At 63.8% G+C, this 14,707-nt stretch carries 15 protein-coding genes; 4 read left to right on the top strand and 11 right to left on the bottom strand.

Annotation, left to right across the window (positions count from 1 at the left end; genetic code table 11):
* Positions 1–341: 341 nt before the first annotated feature.
* The gene (locus GH815_RS17815) at positions 342–1,484 is read left to right on the top strand and encodes a hypothetical protein (RefSeq protein WP_246176522.1); all 1,143 of its coding nucleotides are present in this window, start codon (positions 342–344) and stop codon (positions 1,482–1,484) included.
* 112 nt (positions 1,485–1,596) lie between these two features.
* On the opposite strand, the gene GH815_RS17810 is transcribed toward GH815_RS17815, so the two are convergent.
* Positions 1,597–2,001, bottom strand: a complete 405-nt coding sequence (locus tag GH815_RS17810; protein WP_090271194.1) for a single-stranded DNA-binding protein — start codon at positions 1,999–2,001, stop codon at positions 1,597–1,599.
* A 425-nt stretch (positions 2,002–2,426) separates the two neighbouring features.
* On the opposite strand from GH815_RS17810, the gene GH815_RS17805 reads away from it, so the two are divergent.
* Positions 2,427–2,747, top strand: coding sequence for an H-NS histone family protein (locus GH815_RS17805; protein WP_153750085.1), 321 nt, complete (start codon positions 2,427–2,429; stop codon positions 2,745–2,747).
* Positions 2,748–2,844: 97 nt separating this feature from the next.
* Here GH815_RS17805 and GH815_RS17800 read toward each other — a convergent pair whose 3' ends face one another.
* Genes GH815_RS17800 through GH815_RS17790 form a run of 3 tightly spaced genes read right to left on the bottom strand, consistent with a single transcriptional unit; the run spans position 2,845 to position 5,074 of the window.
* Complete coding sequence (locus GH815_RS17800; RefSeq protein WP_153750084.1) at positions 2,845–4,134, bottom strand: sensor histidine kinase; 1,290 nt, start codon at positions 4,132–4,134, stop codon at positions 2,845–2,847.
* Positions 4,131–4,799, bottom strand: coding sequence for a response regulator transcription factor (locus GH815_RS17795; protein WP_343030953.1), 669 nt, complete (start codon positions 4,797–4,799; stop codon positions 4,131–4,133). Before GH815_RS17795 ends, GH815_RS17800 begins: the two co-directional genes overlap by 4 nt.
* Complete coding sequence (locus tag GH815_RS17790; RefSeq protein WP_246176521.1) at positions 4,796–5,074, bottom strand: Cys/Met metabolism pyridoxal-phosphate-dependent enzyme; 279 nt, start codon at positions 5,072–5,074, stop codon at positions 4,796–4,798. The genes GH815_RS17795 and GH815_RS17790 overlap by 4 nt, the downstream gene beginning before the upstream one ends.
* 130 nt (positions 5,075–5,204) lie before the next feature.
* On the opposite strand from GH815_RS17790, the gene GH815_RS17785 reads away from it, so the two are divergent.
* On the top strand, positions 5,205–6,023 hold the full coding sequence (locus GH815_RS17785; protein ID WP_153750082.1) for a prevent-host-death protein: 819 nt from the start codon (positions 5,205–5,207) through the stop codon (positions 6,021–6,023).
* 12 nt (positions 6,024–6,035) lie between these two features.
* Positions 6,036–6,359, top strand: coding sequence for a hypothetical protein (locus GH815_RS17780; RefSeq protein ID WP_153750081.1), 324 nt, complete (start codon positions 6,036–6,038; stop codon positions 6,357–6,359).
* A 250-nt stretch (positions 6,360–6,609) separates the two neighbouring features.
* Here the strand turns inward: GH815_RS17780 and GH815_RS18920 are convergent, their stop codons facing one another.
* The 7 genes from GH815_RS18920 to GH815_RS17750 form a co-directional block, all read right to left on the bottom strand.
* The gene (locus GH815_RS18920; RefSeq protein ID WP_170290386.1) at positions 6,610–6,774 is read right to left on the bottom strand and encodes a hypothetical protein; all 165 of its coding nucleotides are present in this window, start codon (positions 6,772–6,774) and stop codon (positions 6,610–6,612) included.
* 389 nt (positions 6,775–7,163) lie between these two features.
* Positions 7,164–7,637 (bottom strand): hypothetical protein, encoded by a 474-nt coding sequence (locus GH815_RS17775; protein ID WP_153750080.1) that lies wholly within the window; start codon positions 7,635–7,637, stop codon positions 7,164–7,166.
* Between the two features lie 100 nt (positions 7,638–7,737).
* The gene (locus GH815_RS17770; RefSeq protein WP_153750079.1) at positions 7,738–9,909 is read right to left on the bottom strand and encodes a ParB/RepB/Spo0J family partition protein; all 2,172 of its coding nucleotides are present in this window, start codon (positions 9,907–9,909) and stop codon (positions 7,738–7,740) included.
* A 127-nt stretch (positions 9,910–10,036) separates the two neighbouring features.
* Entirely contained in the window at positions 10,037–11,149 is a 1,113-nt protein-coding gene (locus GH815_RS17765) for a helix-turn-helix domain-containing protein (protein WP_153750078.1), read from the bottom strand.
* Positions 11,150–11,352: 203 nt separating this feature from the next.
* Complete coding sequence (locus tag GH815_RS17760; protein ID WP_153750077.1) at positions 11,353–12,282, bottom strand: ParB/RepB/Spo0J family partition protein; 930 nt, start codon at positions 12,280–12,282, stop codon at positions 11,353–11,355.
* A complete protein-coding gene (gene repA, locus GH815_RS17755; protein WP_170290385.1) occupies positions 12,272–13,417 on the bottom strand; it encodes a plasmid partitioning protein RepA in 1,146 nt (381 codons plus the stop codon). Before repA ends, GH815_RS17760 begins: the two co-directional genes overlap by 11 nt.
* Positions 13,418–13,710: 293 nt before the next feature.
* Positions 13,711–14,595, bottom strand: coding sequence for a recombinase family protein (locus GH815_RS17750; RefSeq protein WP_153750075.1), 885 nt, complete (start codon positions 14,593–14,595; stop codon positions 13,711–13,713).
* Positions 14,596–14,707 lie beyond the last annotated feature (112 nt).

Here is a 14,707-nt window from a genome sequence, read left to right as displayed (position 1 = left end):
TCTCGCGGTGACCGGATACTTCGGAACAGCTGACCGGATGTCGTCGGAATGCCCGACCGGATGCTCCGGAATGCGCAGACCCTCGACCCGTCACCGGGAAACCGGCACAACTCGGACTCTCTCGAGCAAACGGTGCAAAGCCAGAGGCGCTCCAACCCCGCAACGCGTCGGTCTTGACCTGCAATCGAAAATGGCAGACGTTGTACACGGCCTTTCTCGCAGGCCGGTGTGCCCGCCACGCGAAGCTTTGCAGCGATTTTGACTTCGAACAGCAGACTTCATGCCATAGGCGGGTCTGATTAGCAGCGGGCACCTAGTCGGATCCAGCTTGGACATGGATCATGACACAGAACGATAAGCTGAAGAACTTGAAACTACTGGCAAAGCGTTACGCCAGAGCGACCGGTCAACCACAGCATGCAGCGCTCGACCTTGTTGCGGCGCGATTGGACTTTCCCCATTGGAATGCCTTGACGGGTAGCGCCAAAGGAGAGTGGGCTCCCTCCGAAGCACAAGTCGCCACGATCAAGGCCTTCGTGGAACGGATCACTTCCTACGAGGGTTCGACCTTCGACCATATCTTCGGGGGCCCCGATGCCGTCACTCGAGGAGAAGTTCGAGGGCATCCATACGCGCTGAAAACAATGCTCGGCGACGTACACATGGAAGGTGAGGGTTGGCGGATCATCCTGCCAGAAAACCCTTCAGCTGCCCCTCGGGTCGAAATCGACATCAAGCATGCCCAGAACAGCCCGATGAACGATCGGGTGCTGTGTGAAGAAGCCATCGGGATTGCAAAGGAATTGATGCAAAGCATGAAAGCGCAACGATTTGCCGACTGGCCACGGCGCGCCACGAAACCTGATGCAGAGGGAAAGGTCCGCCACCCGTTTTTGGAGATGGAGGAATCAAACCTCTGGTACTGCCTACACTGCAACGCAGAAATCACCGGCCCACAGATCGCTGGAACCCATTGGCATTGCCCCGGCTGCGGCGCATCACCAATCAACATTTTTCCTGAAGCGTTCTGGTTAGGACCGAACGAGGAAAAGCCAGTGCCGGTCCAAGCTCGCGCCGAAGGGCAAGAGGTGGAACCTATCGTCTCCATCGTCGATCCGCGGCCAAGACTTGATCTCAGCAAGGACCAGGTGACCCATTTGATCCGGGCAGCCCTGTTCGAGGATGCGACCAATGCCAGTGAGCGCATGGGCGCGGGTCTTGCCGAAATCTGGGTGGATGACGATCTCGACGTCGTTATTTCCTTCGAGGATCACTACTGGCCCGAAGAAAAGGAGCCCACGGCGGCGATCGACGTGGCTGCAGTGCTCGGGATCGAGCTGGAGTTGGAAGTTATGTGGTCGGATCCGCTGTTCGCGTGGCCCGGTTTGGGCACCGTGACACAGAGCACGGCCGAATACACGCGCATGATGCTTGATGCCTATCGCAGTCACGGCATCGTCGAAGAAAGGGACGCGAACCGGTAGCTGCGCAGTCTATGCGGCCTCGGACGCTCAAGGAGGCGGGCAACAGAAGGCGAAAACCACCTTTGGCCCGGCGGGTTTCCCCGCCGGGCCCGTGGGGAAGACCCCGTTCTTGTCAGAACGGGATCTCGTCGTCGCGGTCGACCAGCTCGGGGTTTTCGTTCTCGGCCGACTTCGGGCGGCTCAGGAAATCGACCTTCTCGGCGATGATCTCGCAGCCGTAGCGGTCGTTCCCCATGCTGTCGATCCACTTGGTGTAGTGGATGCGGCCGTGGACGAGGACCTTCATGCCCTTTTCGCAATGCTCCGCGACCGTCTTGCCGAGGCCGTTGAAGCAGGTGATGCGGTGCCATTCGGTGTCCATGACCCGGTAGCCGTTCTCGTCGCGCAGGACGCGACCTTCCGAGAGGCGGGGGCGGGAGGTGGCGAGGCTGAAGTTGGTGATCTTGGTGCCGCCCTGGGTGGTGCGGACTTCGGGGGTCTGACCGATGTTGCCGGCGAGGATGACGATGTTCTGCATGGTAAGCTCCTGTGTGTCCTGTCTTCGGGACCGTCCCTTCGACAAGACCCGGAAAAAGCCCGTCGGGTGACGCGTGCACGGTGGACGGAACGGACGCCGGAAACCCCCAGAGGACCGGGGTGGAGCGGGCAGCCCCGAAGGGGCAACACGGGCCGGTCTGACGCGGGGTTGCGCGCAGGCAAGCGAACGGGATTAGGGGATTGTCAGTCGAAGGGATGGCCCAGGAGACAGAGATGCGGGGGAAGCCCATGCCAGAACCTGTCACCCGACCAATCGGGACAGCCTGACCCCCAGTTCAGCACCTCCTATGCGACGGAAGCGGCAATCAACAGCCTCTGCCACCCCTGCCCCAGCCTTCCGGGTGTTGCGGCGCCTTGCCGCGACGGGCTATCGATACCGGGACATTCAGGACACGGAGCGTACCAATGGCTGATTACGATCTCGAGGCACTGTCGCTCAGCGAGCTGAAGAAAATGCAGAAGGACGTCGCCAAGGCGATCTCCACCTATGAGGATCGGCAGAAGGCGGAAGCCCGTGCCAAGGTGGAAGCTCTCGCCCGGGAACTGGGCTACTCTCTGGCCGAACTTGTCGGAACCGAGACGAAAGCCTCCCGTGCGCCTGCCGTGGCGAAATACCGGCACCCTGAGAACCCGGCGCTCACCTGGTCCGGCCGGGGACGCAAACCGCAGTGGTTCGTGGAGGCTTTGGGGTCGGGAAAGACAGCGAGCGATTTGGCGATCGATTGAGGGTTGAGGCGCCACATTTGCCCAAGATCTGCAGGCCCCGATCACTCCAAACGCCTTCATGCAGCGATGCGCTGCATTCCTTCGACCCAACCCCGCGTCAATCCCGTGCGGGCAACATCACTGTAACGGCCAGCCCACCGCCTTCTGCCTGACCGAGGGTCAAGCGGCCACTATAGGCGGCGATCCTGTCAGCCGCGATGGCCAGGCCCAGGCCATGGCCCGGCACCGTCTCGTCCAGCCGCGCCCCACGTGTGAGAAGACGCGCACGCTCGGTCTCGGCGATGCCGGGGCCGTCGTCGGTGATGGTGATCTCGACGCCCTCCGGGCAGGGGTGCGCCGCGATCCGCACCAGAGCGTGGGCCCATTTCACCGCATTCTCGGCAAGGGCGCCGACGATCTCGGCCAGATCCTCGGGATCGCCCCGGAAATCCGGCGCGCCCGTGGCTGCGATCTCCACTGTCACGCGGCGCCGCCGCGCCTCTGGCGTCAGGACCTGCGTCACATCTTCGAGCACCGGGGCCACGACCGCATGGGCCGCTGGGTCCAGCCCGGCCGCCGCGGCGCGGGCGCGTTTCAGGTGCCAGCGGATGGTGCGGTCCATCCGGTCGATCAGTGCCACATCTTCGGGCGTGGCGCGGTTTGCGAGCACCGAGAGCGGGGTTTTCAGCGCATGGGCCAAGTCGCCCGCATGGGCGCGGGCGCGCGTCACTTGCGCGGCATTGGCGGCGATCAGGCGGGACAGTTCGTCCGACAGGGGGCGCAGTTCGGCGGCCTGCGCAGGGGGAAGCATGTCCACCTGTCCGTCGCGCAAGGCGGCCACTGCGCGGGCAAAGCGCGTCAGGTCCACCAACCCGGCCCGCACCGCGAGCACCTGCGCCGCCATCAGTGCCGCCCCCAGCACCGCCAGCGCCAGCGCCAGCGGGCGGCGGATCGCGGCGAGCTCCGCCGTGGCCTCGGCCGCAGGAAGGGTGACGGTCACGGTCAGGCGCCGCCCGTCACCCGGCGCGGTGAAGGCAGCCTGATGGGCCACCAGTGCCGCGCCATCGGGCCCGGCCCGGCCGGCCCCATCCGTGCCCAGATTGCCGGTGACAAGTGATGGCGACCGCGCGAGCACCGTGGCCCCGTCGCTGACCTGCCAATACCAGCCCGACAGGGGGCGCTCGAACCGGGCATCGGCCGGGGGCGGCAGCACGGCAAAGGCTCCCACAGCATCCCAGCCCGCCGCCGCCATTACGCCGCGCGCCGTGGCCGTCAGTTCCGCATCCAGCCTGCGGTTCACGAAGTCCGCCAGCACCGCCGACAGCGCGAACCACGCCACCACCAGCGCGCCCAGCGTCAGCCCCGCCGACCAGGCGAGCATCCGCGCGCGGATGGACCGGAACATCATGCTGGATCGCCGGGCAGAAGGCGATACCCCTCGCCGCGGCGCGTCTCGACCCGCGCCTCGCCGATCTTCCTGCGCAGGCGGCCGATTACCACCTCCATCGACCGAAAGTCGCGGTCGGCGTCGCGGTCATACATGTGTTCCGACAGTTCCGTCCTGCTGACGACGCGGCCCTTGTGCAGCATCAGATAGCGCAGAAGCTTCCCCTCGAACGCCGTCAGGCGCAGGGGCATCCCGTCCAGCGTAGCAAGACCCATGGCGGTATCCAGCACCAATGCGCCTGCCGCCAGTTCCGCCGTCGCATGACCCGCCGCGCGGCGGATCAGGGTGGAGAGGCGCAAAGTCACCTCCTCCATCCGGAAGGGTTTCAGCACATAGTCATCCGCCCCGGCGCGGAACCCTGCCACTTTGTCCGACCAGGCATCCCGCGCGGTCAGGATCAGGACAGGAAAGCCAAGGCCAGCGCCGCGCCAGCGCCGCAGCACCTCGATCCCGTCGATCCCCGGCAGGCCTAGGTCCAGCACAGCCGCGCCGATGGTCTCGGTCGCGCCAAGGAATTCGCCCGCCTCGCCGTCGTGCGCCCGCTCGACTGTATAGCCCGCCTGTGCCAGCGCCGCGGCGATCTGGTCGGCAAGGTCGCGGTCGTCCTCGACCACCAGCACCTTCACGGGGCGGCCCCGGGTAGGATCCGCGCCTCGGCCTGACCCACGCCATCGACCTTGATGAACCGGCAGCCGGGGCCGGTGATTTCGATTTCCAGCACATTGCCGGCGGGGGTCAGCCAGCGGATTTCCTGCACCAGACCGTCATCCTCGTCCTCGATCCGCAGCGCCTCGCCAAAGTAGCGGGCGGCGACACAGGCAAGCGCCGTGCCGGCATCGATGGGTGCGGCATCATCGGGCGGGTCCGCCGCGGCGGGCAGGGCCGAAAGGGCAAGGATCAAGGGGGCAAGGGCAAGGCGCATGACCTTTCATATAGCGCAAAAGCTCAACGGAAACCAAACGGTGCCGTTGCGCGGGCATTTGGGGCGAATCGGTCAGAGGAGTACCATGTTGAACAGAAAGGAACGACCGATGAACCGCACCCTTGCCGCCCTGATCCTGAGCACCGCGTTTGCCGCACCCCTTGCCGCGCAGGACGCGCCACTGTCTGGCACCGTGGCCGAAGCTTTCGGCACGCAGGTTGTGCTGGTTACGCCCGAGGGCCGTCTGCTGGTGACCCTGCCCGAGGGCAGCGCCATTCCCGCCCCCGGCACGCGGCTGAACCTGACCGGCACGCGCACCGGCGACACCTTTGCCGCCGTCACCGTGACCGCTGGCCCTGCGATTGACCCGGCGGAGGCGACGTTGCCCGCCGCCCTGCGGGGCCTCGGCCTGACCGACATCCGCACCCGCCCCGATGACGATGGCGAGATCTATATCTACGCCCGCAGCGCCAACGGCTGGCTGCGGGCCGAGGCGCGGGGCGACCGCCTGCTCGAGGTGCAGGCCGATGGCGCGGGCCTGCCTCAAAGCCTGATCGAGGCGATGCTGCCTGCCGCCGCGCGGGCCGAGCCGCGGCTGGCCGAGATCGCGCGGCTGACGGAGATCGATCTGGACGATGACGGCGAAATCTCGGTCGAGGGCTTTGCCGCCGATGGCATGCGGATCGAGATCGAATTCGCGCGCGACGGTACCCTGCGCGGCTATGAGCGCGAGCGCGACGACCGGCGGTCGCTGTCGGAAGAGGCCGCCCGGGAACGCCTGACCGCGCTTGGCTATACGCAGGTCGGATATGTCGAACGCGGCGGGCGGCATGTCACGGCGATTGCCGTCAATCCCTACGGCGACACGGTCGAGGTGCGGCTGGACGATCAAGGGCGGGTCGAGCGCGAACGGCTCTGGCAGAACTGACGGGGGCCCGAGATGTCCGACACACCCCGCCCCTCTGACGACACAACTGCCCTGCGCGAGGCCATCGCGGCCCTGACCGAACGCCTCGACCGGATCGAAGCGCAGGCCGCGCGGCCCTCGGCGCTGGACGGCGCACAGGCACGGCTGACGGGTGCCTGGGTTGCCTTGCGTGGCACCTCCCATGACCCCGAAGGTGCAGCGCCGACCCGGCAAAGCAGGGGCCTTCTCTGGCCGGTTCTCATGATCTGCGCCGTCCTGCTGGCGCTGATCCTCGCCGTCGAACTCGCTGAAGAGGTCTTTGACGGCCTCTGGCAGCTTGGTCGCTGGATCGACTGAAGAGGTCTTCGCCCCGGGCTGGGAGTCGGCCCGGGGTGTCGCATGTTCACCAGAGTGAATCCGAAGTCGACCGACGGCGTCCGCCCATTTCGGTCTCGCGGTCATTCTCGGCATTGCTTGCGTTTAGATCTGGACCGGGCAGCACACGGGCAGTCCTCAGATCGGAGTCGTCGATCATGCGGTTAAGAAATGGCGAGGAGGCGCATCTGCGCCCTGCCCCGATGCCGAGCCCTCGTTGGGGCCGTGGGCGTCATGCCCACGGATCGACCTCAGCGATCACCTGAACCTCGTCTCCGTCGATTTCATCGGCGGGAACAGCGCCGAAGGTTCCATCCCCTGCCTGGAAGACAACGATCGAGACCATGAGCGTGGAGGCGAGGGAGGCGGCGAAGGCGTGTGCATCTTTGCGGGACATCTGTTTGGCTCCTGTCTTGGAGGCGGGGGACCATCCCCCGCGCGACAGGACCTCGAAGGTCCGAATGCTGGCTGACATCACCGGGTGCGTTCGGCTCGTCCGAATCCACACGGCGGCACGGGCTCGCCCGTAGTCCGACCCCTTGCGGGTTGATCTCGAAGACGGGATTCGGGGCAAGGAAGGGAATGGCGAGCGGGGGATGGTCCCCCAACGTCAGGAGCCGATTGTCCCGTTGATGCTTGGAACGCCGCCCGCCTCCCGGGCAGGCTCTTGGTTCAAGACCTCCGTCTTTGGGGGATGGATCCTCTGGCGCTCCGCGTCATGGCGGGACGAGGCTGTGGTCGGTGAGAGGCCCTCCCTTCGGCAGGCCTCTCACGCATTTTCAGGGCTCAGGCGGCCAGGTCCGCGCCCTCTGCCCTATCGCCGTTGTCGGCATCGACGATCTCGAGCCGCGCATTGCTATAGCCCTCCCGCGCGATCCAGAGTTCGGCCGCGGTGACGGACTCCGCCAGATGAAGCAGCTCGGTGTTGCCACCGAAGTCCAGAAGCACGCGGACCTGCCCCAGCTTTGGTTCCTCGGCCACCTCGAAGATCAGACGGCTATCCGCCGAATGGCTGCGCATGATGGTGACGAGAATGACCCCGTCCGAGGAGAAGTTCCCCTCATGCAGCGTGAAGGAGGCCGGAGCCGTCCAGGTCGGATAGACTCGGGGCGGTTCCTTTTTCACGAGACGACCGAAGCCGTTCGAGCGCTCCCAGGTCGCGAGCTTCTTGGTGAAACGTGCGGGAGGCTTGGGACAGCCGTCGGTGTAGCGGATCAGTGCCCCGAGGGGGGCTGTGTCGATGATGGTTGTTGCAGACATGATTCCTCATCCCGAATGCGAGATTTTGCATTCATCATATTGATATTACTGTATTTTATCAGAGTGAGGGGCGGGTTTCCCCGCCTCCGGATGGCTCAGATCATTCCGCAGCCATCATGGACGCAGCACTCTCCGGCAGACCGGCCGTCAGGAAGGCCGGGAGATCGACGTCCTCGGGCTCGCCCGCATCTTCCCCCTGCCCTTCTGCGATCGGCTTGCCGTCTCCTGCCGCCAGATCGGCCCGACGCAGGACCTCAGGCAACCACGCGCTTCCCTTGAGGAGCCGCTCGGCTTCCGTGGCCATCTCGCCCTTCTTAAGGTGATCGAGAAGCTGCGCGGTCCCCTCCCCCTTCGCCTCGCGCACGGCCTCGAGGATCCGGGCCTTGGGAACGCGGTTGAGATAGCCATCGACCGTCGGCTCCCAGCCCGCTTCGACCATGTCGAGATCGACCGCGCGCGCCACGAGATCGGCATGGGCCATGCGGCGGGTCAGGCCACTGGCGGAGATGCCCGCCCCATAGGGGTTCACCTTCTCATGGAGGGCGTTGATCCCGAAGCTGAGGCAATGCGCCAGAAGCGCCAGACGACTGCCCTGGTCGAGCACGGACAGATAGTCCCAGAGCGCCGCATCGTCTCCGAGGGGTAGATCAGCCTCCCAGGCGGCGTGACGCTCATCGACCAGCTTGGCGACGACGCTGTCCTTCAGATCGGGCGCCTGTGCCGACATGAAGACGTGGCGCACCGAGGCTTCGAGGCAGCTGCCCGAGGCCGAGGAGGTGCGGAAGGTGTCCGTCACCAGCTTCAGGAGCAGGAGTGTCAACGCGACGTCCGGCGAGCGCCCGATGGCCTCGCGCAGCGCAAGGGTCCGGTGGGCCGTCAGTTCCATGACCAACCGCTCGGGCAGCGGCTTCAGTGCGCCGTCATCTTCTTCCTCCGACAGGTCAGCACCGATCGGCTGACCACCCGAAGTGATGACGGTGCCGCCGACAGAGGTCCCCGAGGGTTTCCAGCTGGAAACACCGACATCACCCCCCTGCCCCATATCATCCGCGCCATCACCATACTGGACCGCGGTTTCCTCGCGCGGCTCGTCGTCGGGCCGGACATAGCCACGATAGACCGCGAGACAGCCGTCCCGATCCAGCGTGACGAAGACGCCGGCGCGCCCGACCTCGGCCGGATCGTAGATCAAGGGCCGCTGCTCAAGCGATTCCATCGCCGTTTCGAGCTGGCCCAGCCGAGCGTCGATCTCGTCGGGGTATTCGTCTTGGCCGGAGTATTCCTCTTCCAGCCCGCGATACTCAGCGAGGAGCGAAGCGTGGGCCGCGCTTTCCTCGTCGGTCATCGGCGCGGGATTACCGGCGAGACGCCGCAGACCGTGGCTGTAGCCATAGGGCAGGTCGGTCGCCACCTCGATCCACTTCCAGCCTTCGGAAGCGAGCGCTTCGGCTTCGGCCTGGAGCTTCTCGGCGACCAGCCGCTCAAGCAGGGCAGGGTTCTCGAGCCAGCCGCCGTCATCGCCCTGGAAGAGATCGCGCAGCACGACACCGCCTGCCGTCTCATAGGCATCAACACCGACGAAGACCGCGCGACGATCGGACGCCCGGACCGAGGTCTCGGTCAGCATGCGCCGGATGGCATAGGGCTCCTTGCTCCACGAGTTCTTCACAGCCTCCCAGACCTGCGCCTGTCGCGCATGATCGGGGTTCACGGTGAAGGCCATCAGCTGTTCCAGCGTCATGCCATCCTCGGCATAGACGTCGAGCAGGGCAGGGGCCACGGACGCGAGTTTCAGGCGCTGCTTGACGATCTGGGGCGTGACGAAGAAGGCCGCCGCAATCGCTTCCTCGCCCTGACCCTTTTCGCGCAGGGCCTGGAACGCACGGAACTGGTCCAGCGGATGCAAAGCCACACGCTGCATGTTCTCGGCCAGCGAGTCGTCCTCGGCCAAAATCTCGGAGGCGGCATCCCGCACGATGCAGGGGATCGGCGCGGTCTTGGCCAAACGCTTCTGCTTCACCAGGAGCGATAGCGCCTGGAAGCGGCGGCCGCCGGCCGGGATCTCGAACATGCCGGTCTCGACCCCATCGGCATCAAGCATGGGCCGGACGTTCAAGCTCTGCAGCATGCCGCGCCGCGCGATGTCTTCGGCCAGTTCCTCGACCGAGACGCCGGCCTTGATGCGCCGCACATTGGACTGGCTCAGCACGAGCTTGTCGAAGGGGATGTCCTGTGAGGGGGACAGGGTGACTTTCTGGGCTGCTTTCGCCATCAGATCTTCTCCACGACGGGCGCCGGAAGCCACTCTCCCGATCTCACTTCCCGTCACCCCTCAAACCCCCAACCTTTCCCTCTCTTCGTTCGTCTTGACCGCGGTCAAGACGTGCAAGTTGGATGCTCTATGTCTTCATGATCGTTTCAAAGTATGCCTCGGGCTGTCTGATCGCTTCGCCTTTTCCCAACAGGTAGTCCAAGATCAGCAAAAGCCGTCCAGCCCCAGCTTTCTGAAGACCACGCATCAGTTTTTCTTGGCGTATTCTAAGCAATCGACCGATGTCGAAGAGAACGCGGTTGAGGGCTTCGCCGGTTCGCGGCGGGTCTGGGAAGAAGTCTGCGACATGTGTAAAGTCCGTCCACGCCATTTTTGCAGGGTCCCGGTTCATGGTCGCTGCCCCAACGCTTTGGAAAGCGTTGGTCTGCTTCACGTGCGTATCTTTCTTTATATGTTCTTTTTTTACAGACTCTATCTGCCGGTCATTTTGTCCGTTCCTGGCGGACATTTCGCTCGCGCACTCACGTCCGAGGGTTTGGTCTTGCGATTGCTCTCGGTCCGCACGGGTGTTTGAATCGTGGCACTCTCCGTAGCTCGGCTTGGCGTTGGCTCCGAGCTCGCGGAGACCAGCGATGATTTGCAAGACTGTGTCGGCAGTCAGGGTTGCTCGACGAAGCAGGTTTCGGATCGTTTCCAGTGAAGCCCGCCGTGCGTCATGGAGCTGTTCGTCCTCTAGGAGGGACGCGCGCAGCGCCAGTGCTTCTGCCTTGAGGGAGCGCAGGCGTTCACGCTCTTCCGTGACCTTCGATGCTCTGGCCGCAAGAGCGTCGTGGCTCTGCATTAGCGGACCCAAGTCGATCCCAAACGCATCCCTGATGATCCCTCCGTAGCGGAGAGGGAAGCGTTTCCCGTTCGCTGAACTCTTTCGCTGGATGAGTCCCGCAGCCTCAAGGCGCCCGAGGCAGCGGCGAAGCGTTCTTTCATCAATGCCGTTTGCGCGCTCTGATAAGGAGGCGTTGGAAGGAAACACAACGGTCAGCTTGCACTGTATTTCACCAGAGTTGGGGCTCTGATCGCGCGGAAGAAAGCTGATGAGCGCTGTCAGTACGGTGACGTCGTTGCTCGTGAGGTTCAGGTCTTTCCGAAGAACCCGCACCGGCCCCAGAAGCTCGTAGGGGTTAGGGCAGGCAATAGCTGCCTGTTCCGCCAAGGCGGTTCGTGCTTGAGTGACATGTCTCATGGTGTTTCGGAAGAAAAAGCTTCCCCGGTCACCGCGAGCGGTGTTGAACTCGATTCGTTTTGGGGGTATCAATCAGGTGTCGAGACTGATTGAGGCCCTTCGGAAGCACCGCTTTCGGGGGGTCTTTCCTTTTCTAGCCGGTCCTCCTTTCGTTTTCTGCTCGTTGCTCTTGATATCTTGACCGCGGTCAAGACACGGGGTCGTCACTCTGGGCCGTGTTGACCGCGGTCAAGAAGCTCGCCGATCAGTTTTCGGATGGCATCTTCGACGCGCGGGGCAAGATCAGCGTCCACATCGATGGTGATGCGGTTGCCCTTGCGGCCGATCTTAACGCGCTCACTTGACTCAGCCTTGGGCGGAGTTGTCTTGGTGGTCGTGAGCAGCGTAACCGCTGCGTCAAGCCGCTCTGGACCCGGCAAGGTTCGGGGGATTTCGCGGGCAACTTCCCTGGCTCTCGAGGCGTCCTTCTCGCACAGCCTGAAAAGCTTCTCCCAGACCCGCCGACCAACGCCATGTGCTGGTCCGATGGCCTGGATCAGCTCCATCGGAATGCCCGTAGCGATACGGTTCATCCGAGAGACGAGAGACTCATCGATCTGGAGTGCCCGATAGGCGATGGTCTGGGCGTTCTTGCGCGTCTCGTCTGTTTTCCCAAGTTCTCGAATGATGCCGGCGACGAACAAAGCCCTCTCGATGAACGAGGGGTCTTGGCGGGCATTGTTCTCCACGCCTTGGGCGATCAGTGCTTCCTCTTCGGTCATTTCCATGACCGTGGCCCGCACCTTCTGACCAAGCTCACGACAGGCGAGAAGCCTGCGGCGCCCATAGACGATTTCAAGTGCGCCATCCTGGGTTCGGCGGACAAGAATGGGAACCTTTTGCCCATGCTCCCGGATCGAGGACACAAGTTCCTCGAGGCCATCGCTCGGATCGATACGGTCCATGACCGCGGACATCCGCACGGCGCTCGGGTCGATCAGGCGCGTGGCGTGTTTGTCTTCCTCGAGCACGGATGCTTGCGCACGAGCGACTGTCGGGCTCGTACGTTTCAGATCAAGATCCACGTCCTCTTCTGCAGTCGCGGCATTGCCCATCGCGTTCTTGAGGGAATCTCCGAAGACCTTACGCGCCATGGCTACGGCCCCATGCCTTTAGGATTTCGCGTTCGACTTCGTCGGTAACGCGCGAAACGGACTCGATTGCACGCTCGTAGGTTCTGCGGTTCACGTCGCGAGGTTCGACCTCAAAGATGCTCTGCTGCGTATTGGCGGCATCACCTACCGCTGTCGACTTCAGGAACTCGGCCGGGAGGACCGCATCGCCAAGGACCGTCCGAAGCAGAGACGAGATTTGGACCTGTGGACCGTCGGTGTTCTCATACCGGGTGATCAGCACCCGAACGAAGTTCAGGCCGTGCTCGGGAGCATGCGCCTCGACGACGCCCATCAAATTGCTCGCCATGCCGAGAAAGCTTGCCAGAGACATCACATCAAGCATGGACGCGTTAAGCGGGATCAGGACCCCAGTGGAAGCAAAGAGGGCGGAGATCACCGAGAAATTCAGCTGCGGCGGAGTGTCGAAGATCACCACGTCATATCGGTCTAGGACAGGTTCAAGTGCTTCGCGGATCCGGCTGTGGAAGGTGGTGGCACCGTGTCTGAAGCTCAAAGCGACTTCGAACTCGTACTCCATGATGTCCATGGAGGCCGGGATCAGATCCACTGTCGGGAAGTTCGTCTTGCGAATGATATCGGAGGCGGGCAGGGGACCTTCCGACCGGATCAGATCGTAGGAGGTCGGCATGTCCGGATCGAGTTCAGGGGTCACCCCGAACAGGTTTGTCAGACTTGCCTGGCTGTCGAGGTCGATCAGCAGGACCCGATAGCCGCGAAGACCCAGAAGCTGACCAACATGAGCTACGGTCGACGTTTTTGCGGACCCGCCCTTCAAGTTGAAGATCGTCACGACCTGGCACGGTTCGCCGGCTCTTCTGTGAGGGTGCTCATCGGGCTTGATCCTGCCCGTCTCAAGAAGGACGCGTTGGGCCTCGACCATTTCTTCGGCAGAGAAGCTGCGGCGGTTCCCACCCTCGAGGATGCCTTCGGGAAAGCCCTCGAGGTTTGACACATGGTGGCGGAAGGTGTTCTGGTTGATCCGAAGGAGATCTGCCGCTTCCCGCATCGCGAAGCGACGGAGACCCTTCTGGGCATCCGGTGGGAAGGTTTCCTGCGCATGTTCACGCAACCGGCTACCGAGCCGCTTGGACATGACGTCGAATCTTTGAGAGGCCCGTATCCCGCTCATCACTGCCCTCAAGTCTTTATTGTTTTGTAGATCTTAACAGTTTTGGCGATTAAATCCAGCCCGAACTGTTGAACGACCTAGGGGCGTTGAGGCGGCCTATTTCTGACGAGATAAAGCTGTTAAGTATCAATGCCTTGGGTGACCCTGTTCGTAGGTCACTTCAACAGTTCGTGGCCCGTGAGGTCGTGGCCACAACATGTATTGTGGACGCCTACGTAACGACGATCTACAGAATCGCGCGGTCGATTCCCGCAACTTCACTCAAGCAACCCCAGCCTCTCGGCTCGGTCCAGCAGCATTTTCACGGATGACGGCTGCCAGCTTGTCCGCCCACGGGGCGTGCGCTCGCGCATCGCCTCCAGCCGGGTGCAAATCGCCTGAAGCGTGATGTCGGGATCCGCGCCCTTGATGGCGGCAACGATGGCGGGCAGGCGATCATCCGTCTCGCGCCGCCCGGCGCGGCCCAGCACCGTTTCTGGCAGGAAGCCGTCGCGCACATAGGCATTCACGGCGCGCAGCAGGCGGCTTTGCGTCCAATGTCGCTCGCGGGGCAGGGGACCGTTGATGATCCGCAGCACGTCCTCCCAGGCCATGTCGGGCCGCAGGCGACGAACGTGCGGTACCCAGTCCTGCGCCGTCTCGTTCAGGCGATCCATGTAACCGTCTTGCCTCGCCAGCCGCACCTTGCGAAGCGCCGCGGGGTCGCGGGCGCGAAGTCCCGGGTTGCCGCCGATCCGGCCGTTGCTGCGCGCCGAGGCCAGCCCCGCCTTGGTGCGTTCGCGGATCAGGGCGCGCTCGAACTCCGCCGCGGCGCCCAGGACTTGCAGGGTGAACTTGCCCTGCGGTGAGGACGTGTCGATCGGATCGGTCAGCGAGCGGAAGAAAGCGCCCTTGGCCTCCAGCCGCTCGATCACCTCCAGCAGATGTGAGAGCGACCGTGCCAGACGGTCGATGCGCACCACCACCAGCGTGTCGCCCTTGCCGATGCGTTCCAACACCCGCGCAAGCACCGGTCGCGCACGATTGCCGCCCGAGGCCTGCTCCTCGTGGATCTCGACGCAGCCCGCGGATTTCAGGGCCTGCGACTGGGGCAGGGGGGTCTGATCCTCGGTCGAGACGCGCGCGTAGCCGATCAGGGGCATTCAAGCAGGCCGTTTGCAGTTTCATATCCCATCAATAAACGGCCAGTTGGTATCGCATGCAAGGGTGTTTGCGGGGTGCGCGGGGGCCCGGTTTCCTGCGGTTCGGGCCGGA

The organism is Rhodovulum strictum, assembly GCF_009649175.1.
GTDB classification, from domain to species: Bacteria; Pseudomonadota; Alphaproteobacteria; order Rhodobacterales; family Rhodobacteraceae; genus Rhodovulum; species Rhodovulum strictum.
Note: the sequence above shows the minus strand (reverse complement) of the source record. Positions and strands in the feature narration are given on the sequence as shown.

What these genes read in the sequence shown, in the direction of transcription:
- GH815_RS17765 (WP_153750078.1), bottom strand. Translation starts at nt 11,149, where the DNA reads ATGAGACATGTCACTCAAGCACGAACCGCCTTGGCGGAACAGGCAGCT.
- GH815_RS17750 (WP_153750075.1), bottom strand. Translation starts at nt 14,595, where the DNA reads ATGCCCCTGATCGGCTACGCGCGCGTCTCGACCGAGGATCAGACCCCC.
- GH815_RS17805 (WP_153750085.1), top strand. Translation starts at nt 2,427, where the DNA reads ATGGCTGATTACGATCTCGAGGCACTGTCGCTCAGCGAGCTGAAGAAA.
- GH815_RS17800 (WP_153750084.1), bottom strand. Translation starts at nt 4,134, where the DNA reads ATGATGTTCCGGTCCATCCGCGCGCGGATGCTCGCCTGGTCGGCGGGG.
- GH815_RS17810 (WP_090271194.1), bottom strand. Translation starts at nt 2,001, where the DNA reads ATGCAGAACATCGTCATCCTCGCCGGCAACATCGGTCAGACCCCCGAA.
- GH815_RS17770 (WP_153750079.1), bottom strand. Translation starts at nt 9,909, where the DNA reads ATGGCGAAAGCAGCCCAGAAAGTCACCCTGTCCCCCTCACAGGACATC.
- GH815_RS17775 (WP_153750080.1), bottom strand. Translation starts at nt 7,637, where the DNA reads ATGTCTGCAACAACCATCATCGACACAGCCCCCCTCGGGGCACTGATC.
- GH815_RS18920 (WP_170290386.1), bottom strand. Translation starts at nt 6,774, where the DNA reads ATGTCCCGCAAAGATGCACACGCCTTCGCCGCCTCCCTCGCCTCCACG.
- GH815_RS17780 (WP_153750081.1), top strand. Translation starts at nt 6,036, where the DNA reads ATGTCCGACACACCCCGCCCCTCTGACGACACAACTGCCCTGCGCGAG.
- GH815_RS17760 (WP_153750077.1), bottom strand. Translation starts at nt 12,282, where the DNA reads ATGGCGCGTAAGGTCTTCGGAGATTCCCTCAAGAACGCGATGGGCAAT.
- GH815_RS17785 (WP_153750082.1), top strand. Translation starts at nt 5,205, where the DNA reads ATGAACCGCACCCTTGCCGCCCTGATCCTGAGCACCGCGTTTGCCGCA.
- GH815_RS17815 (WP_246176522.1), top strand. Translation starts at nt 342, where the DNA reads ATGACACAGAACGATAAGCTGAAGAACTTGAAACTACTGGCAAAGCGT.
- repA (WP_170290385.1), bottom strand. Translation starts at nt 13,417, where the DNA reads ATGTCCAAGCGGCTCGGTAGCCGGTTGCGTGAACATGCGCAGGAAACC.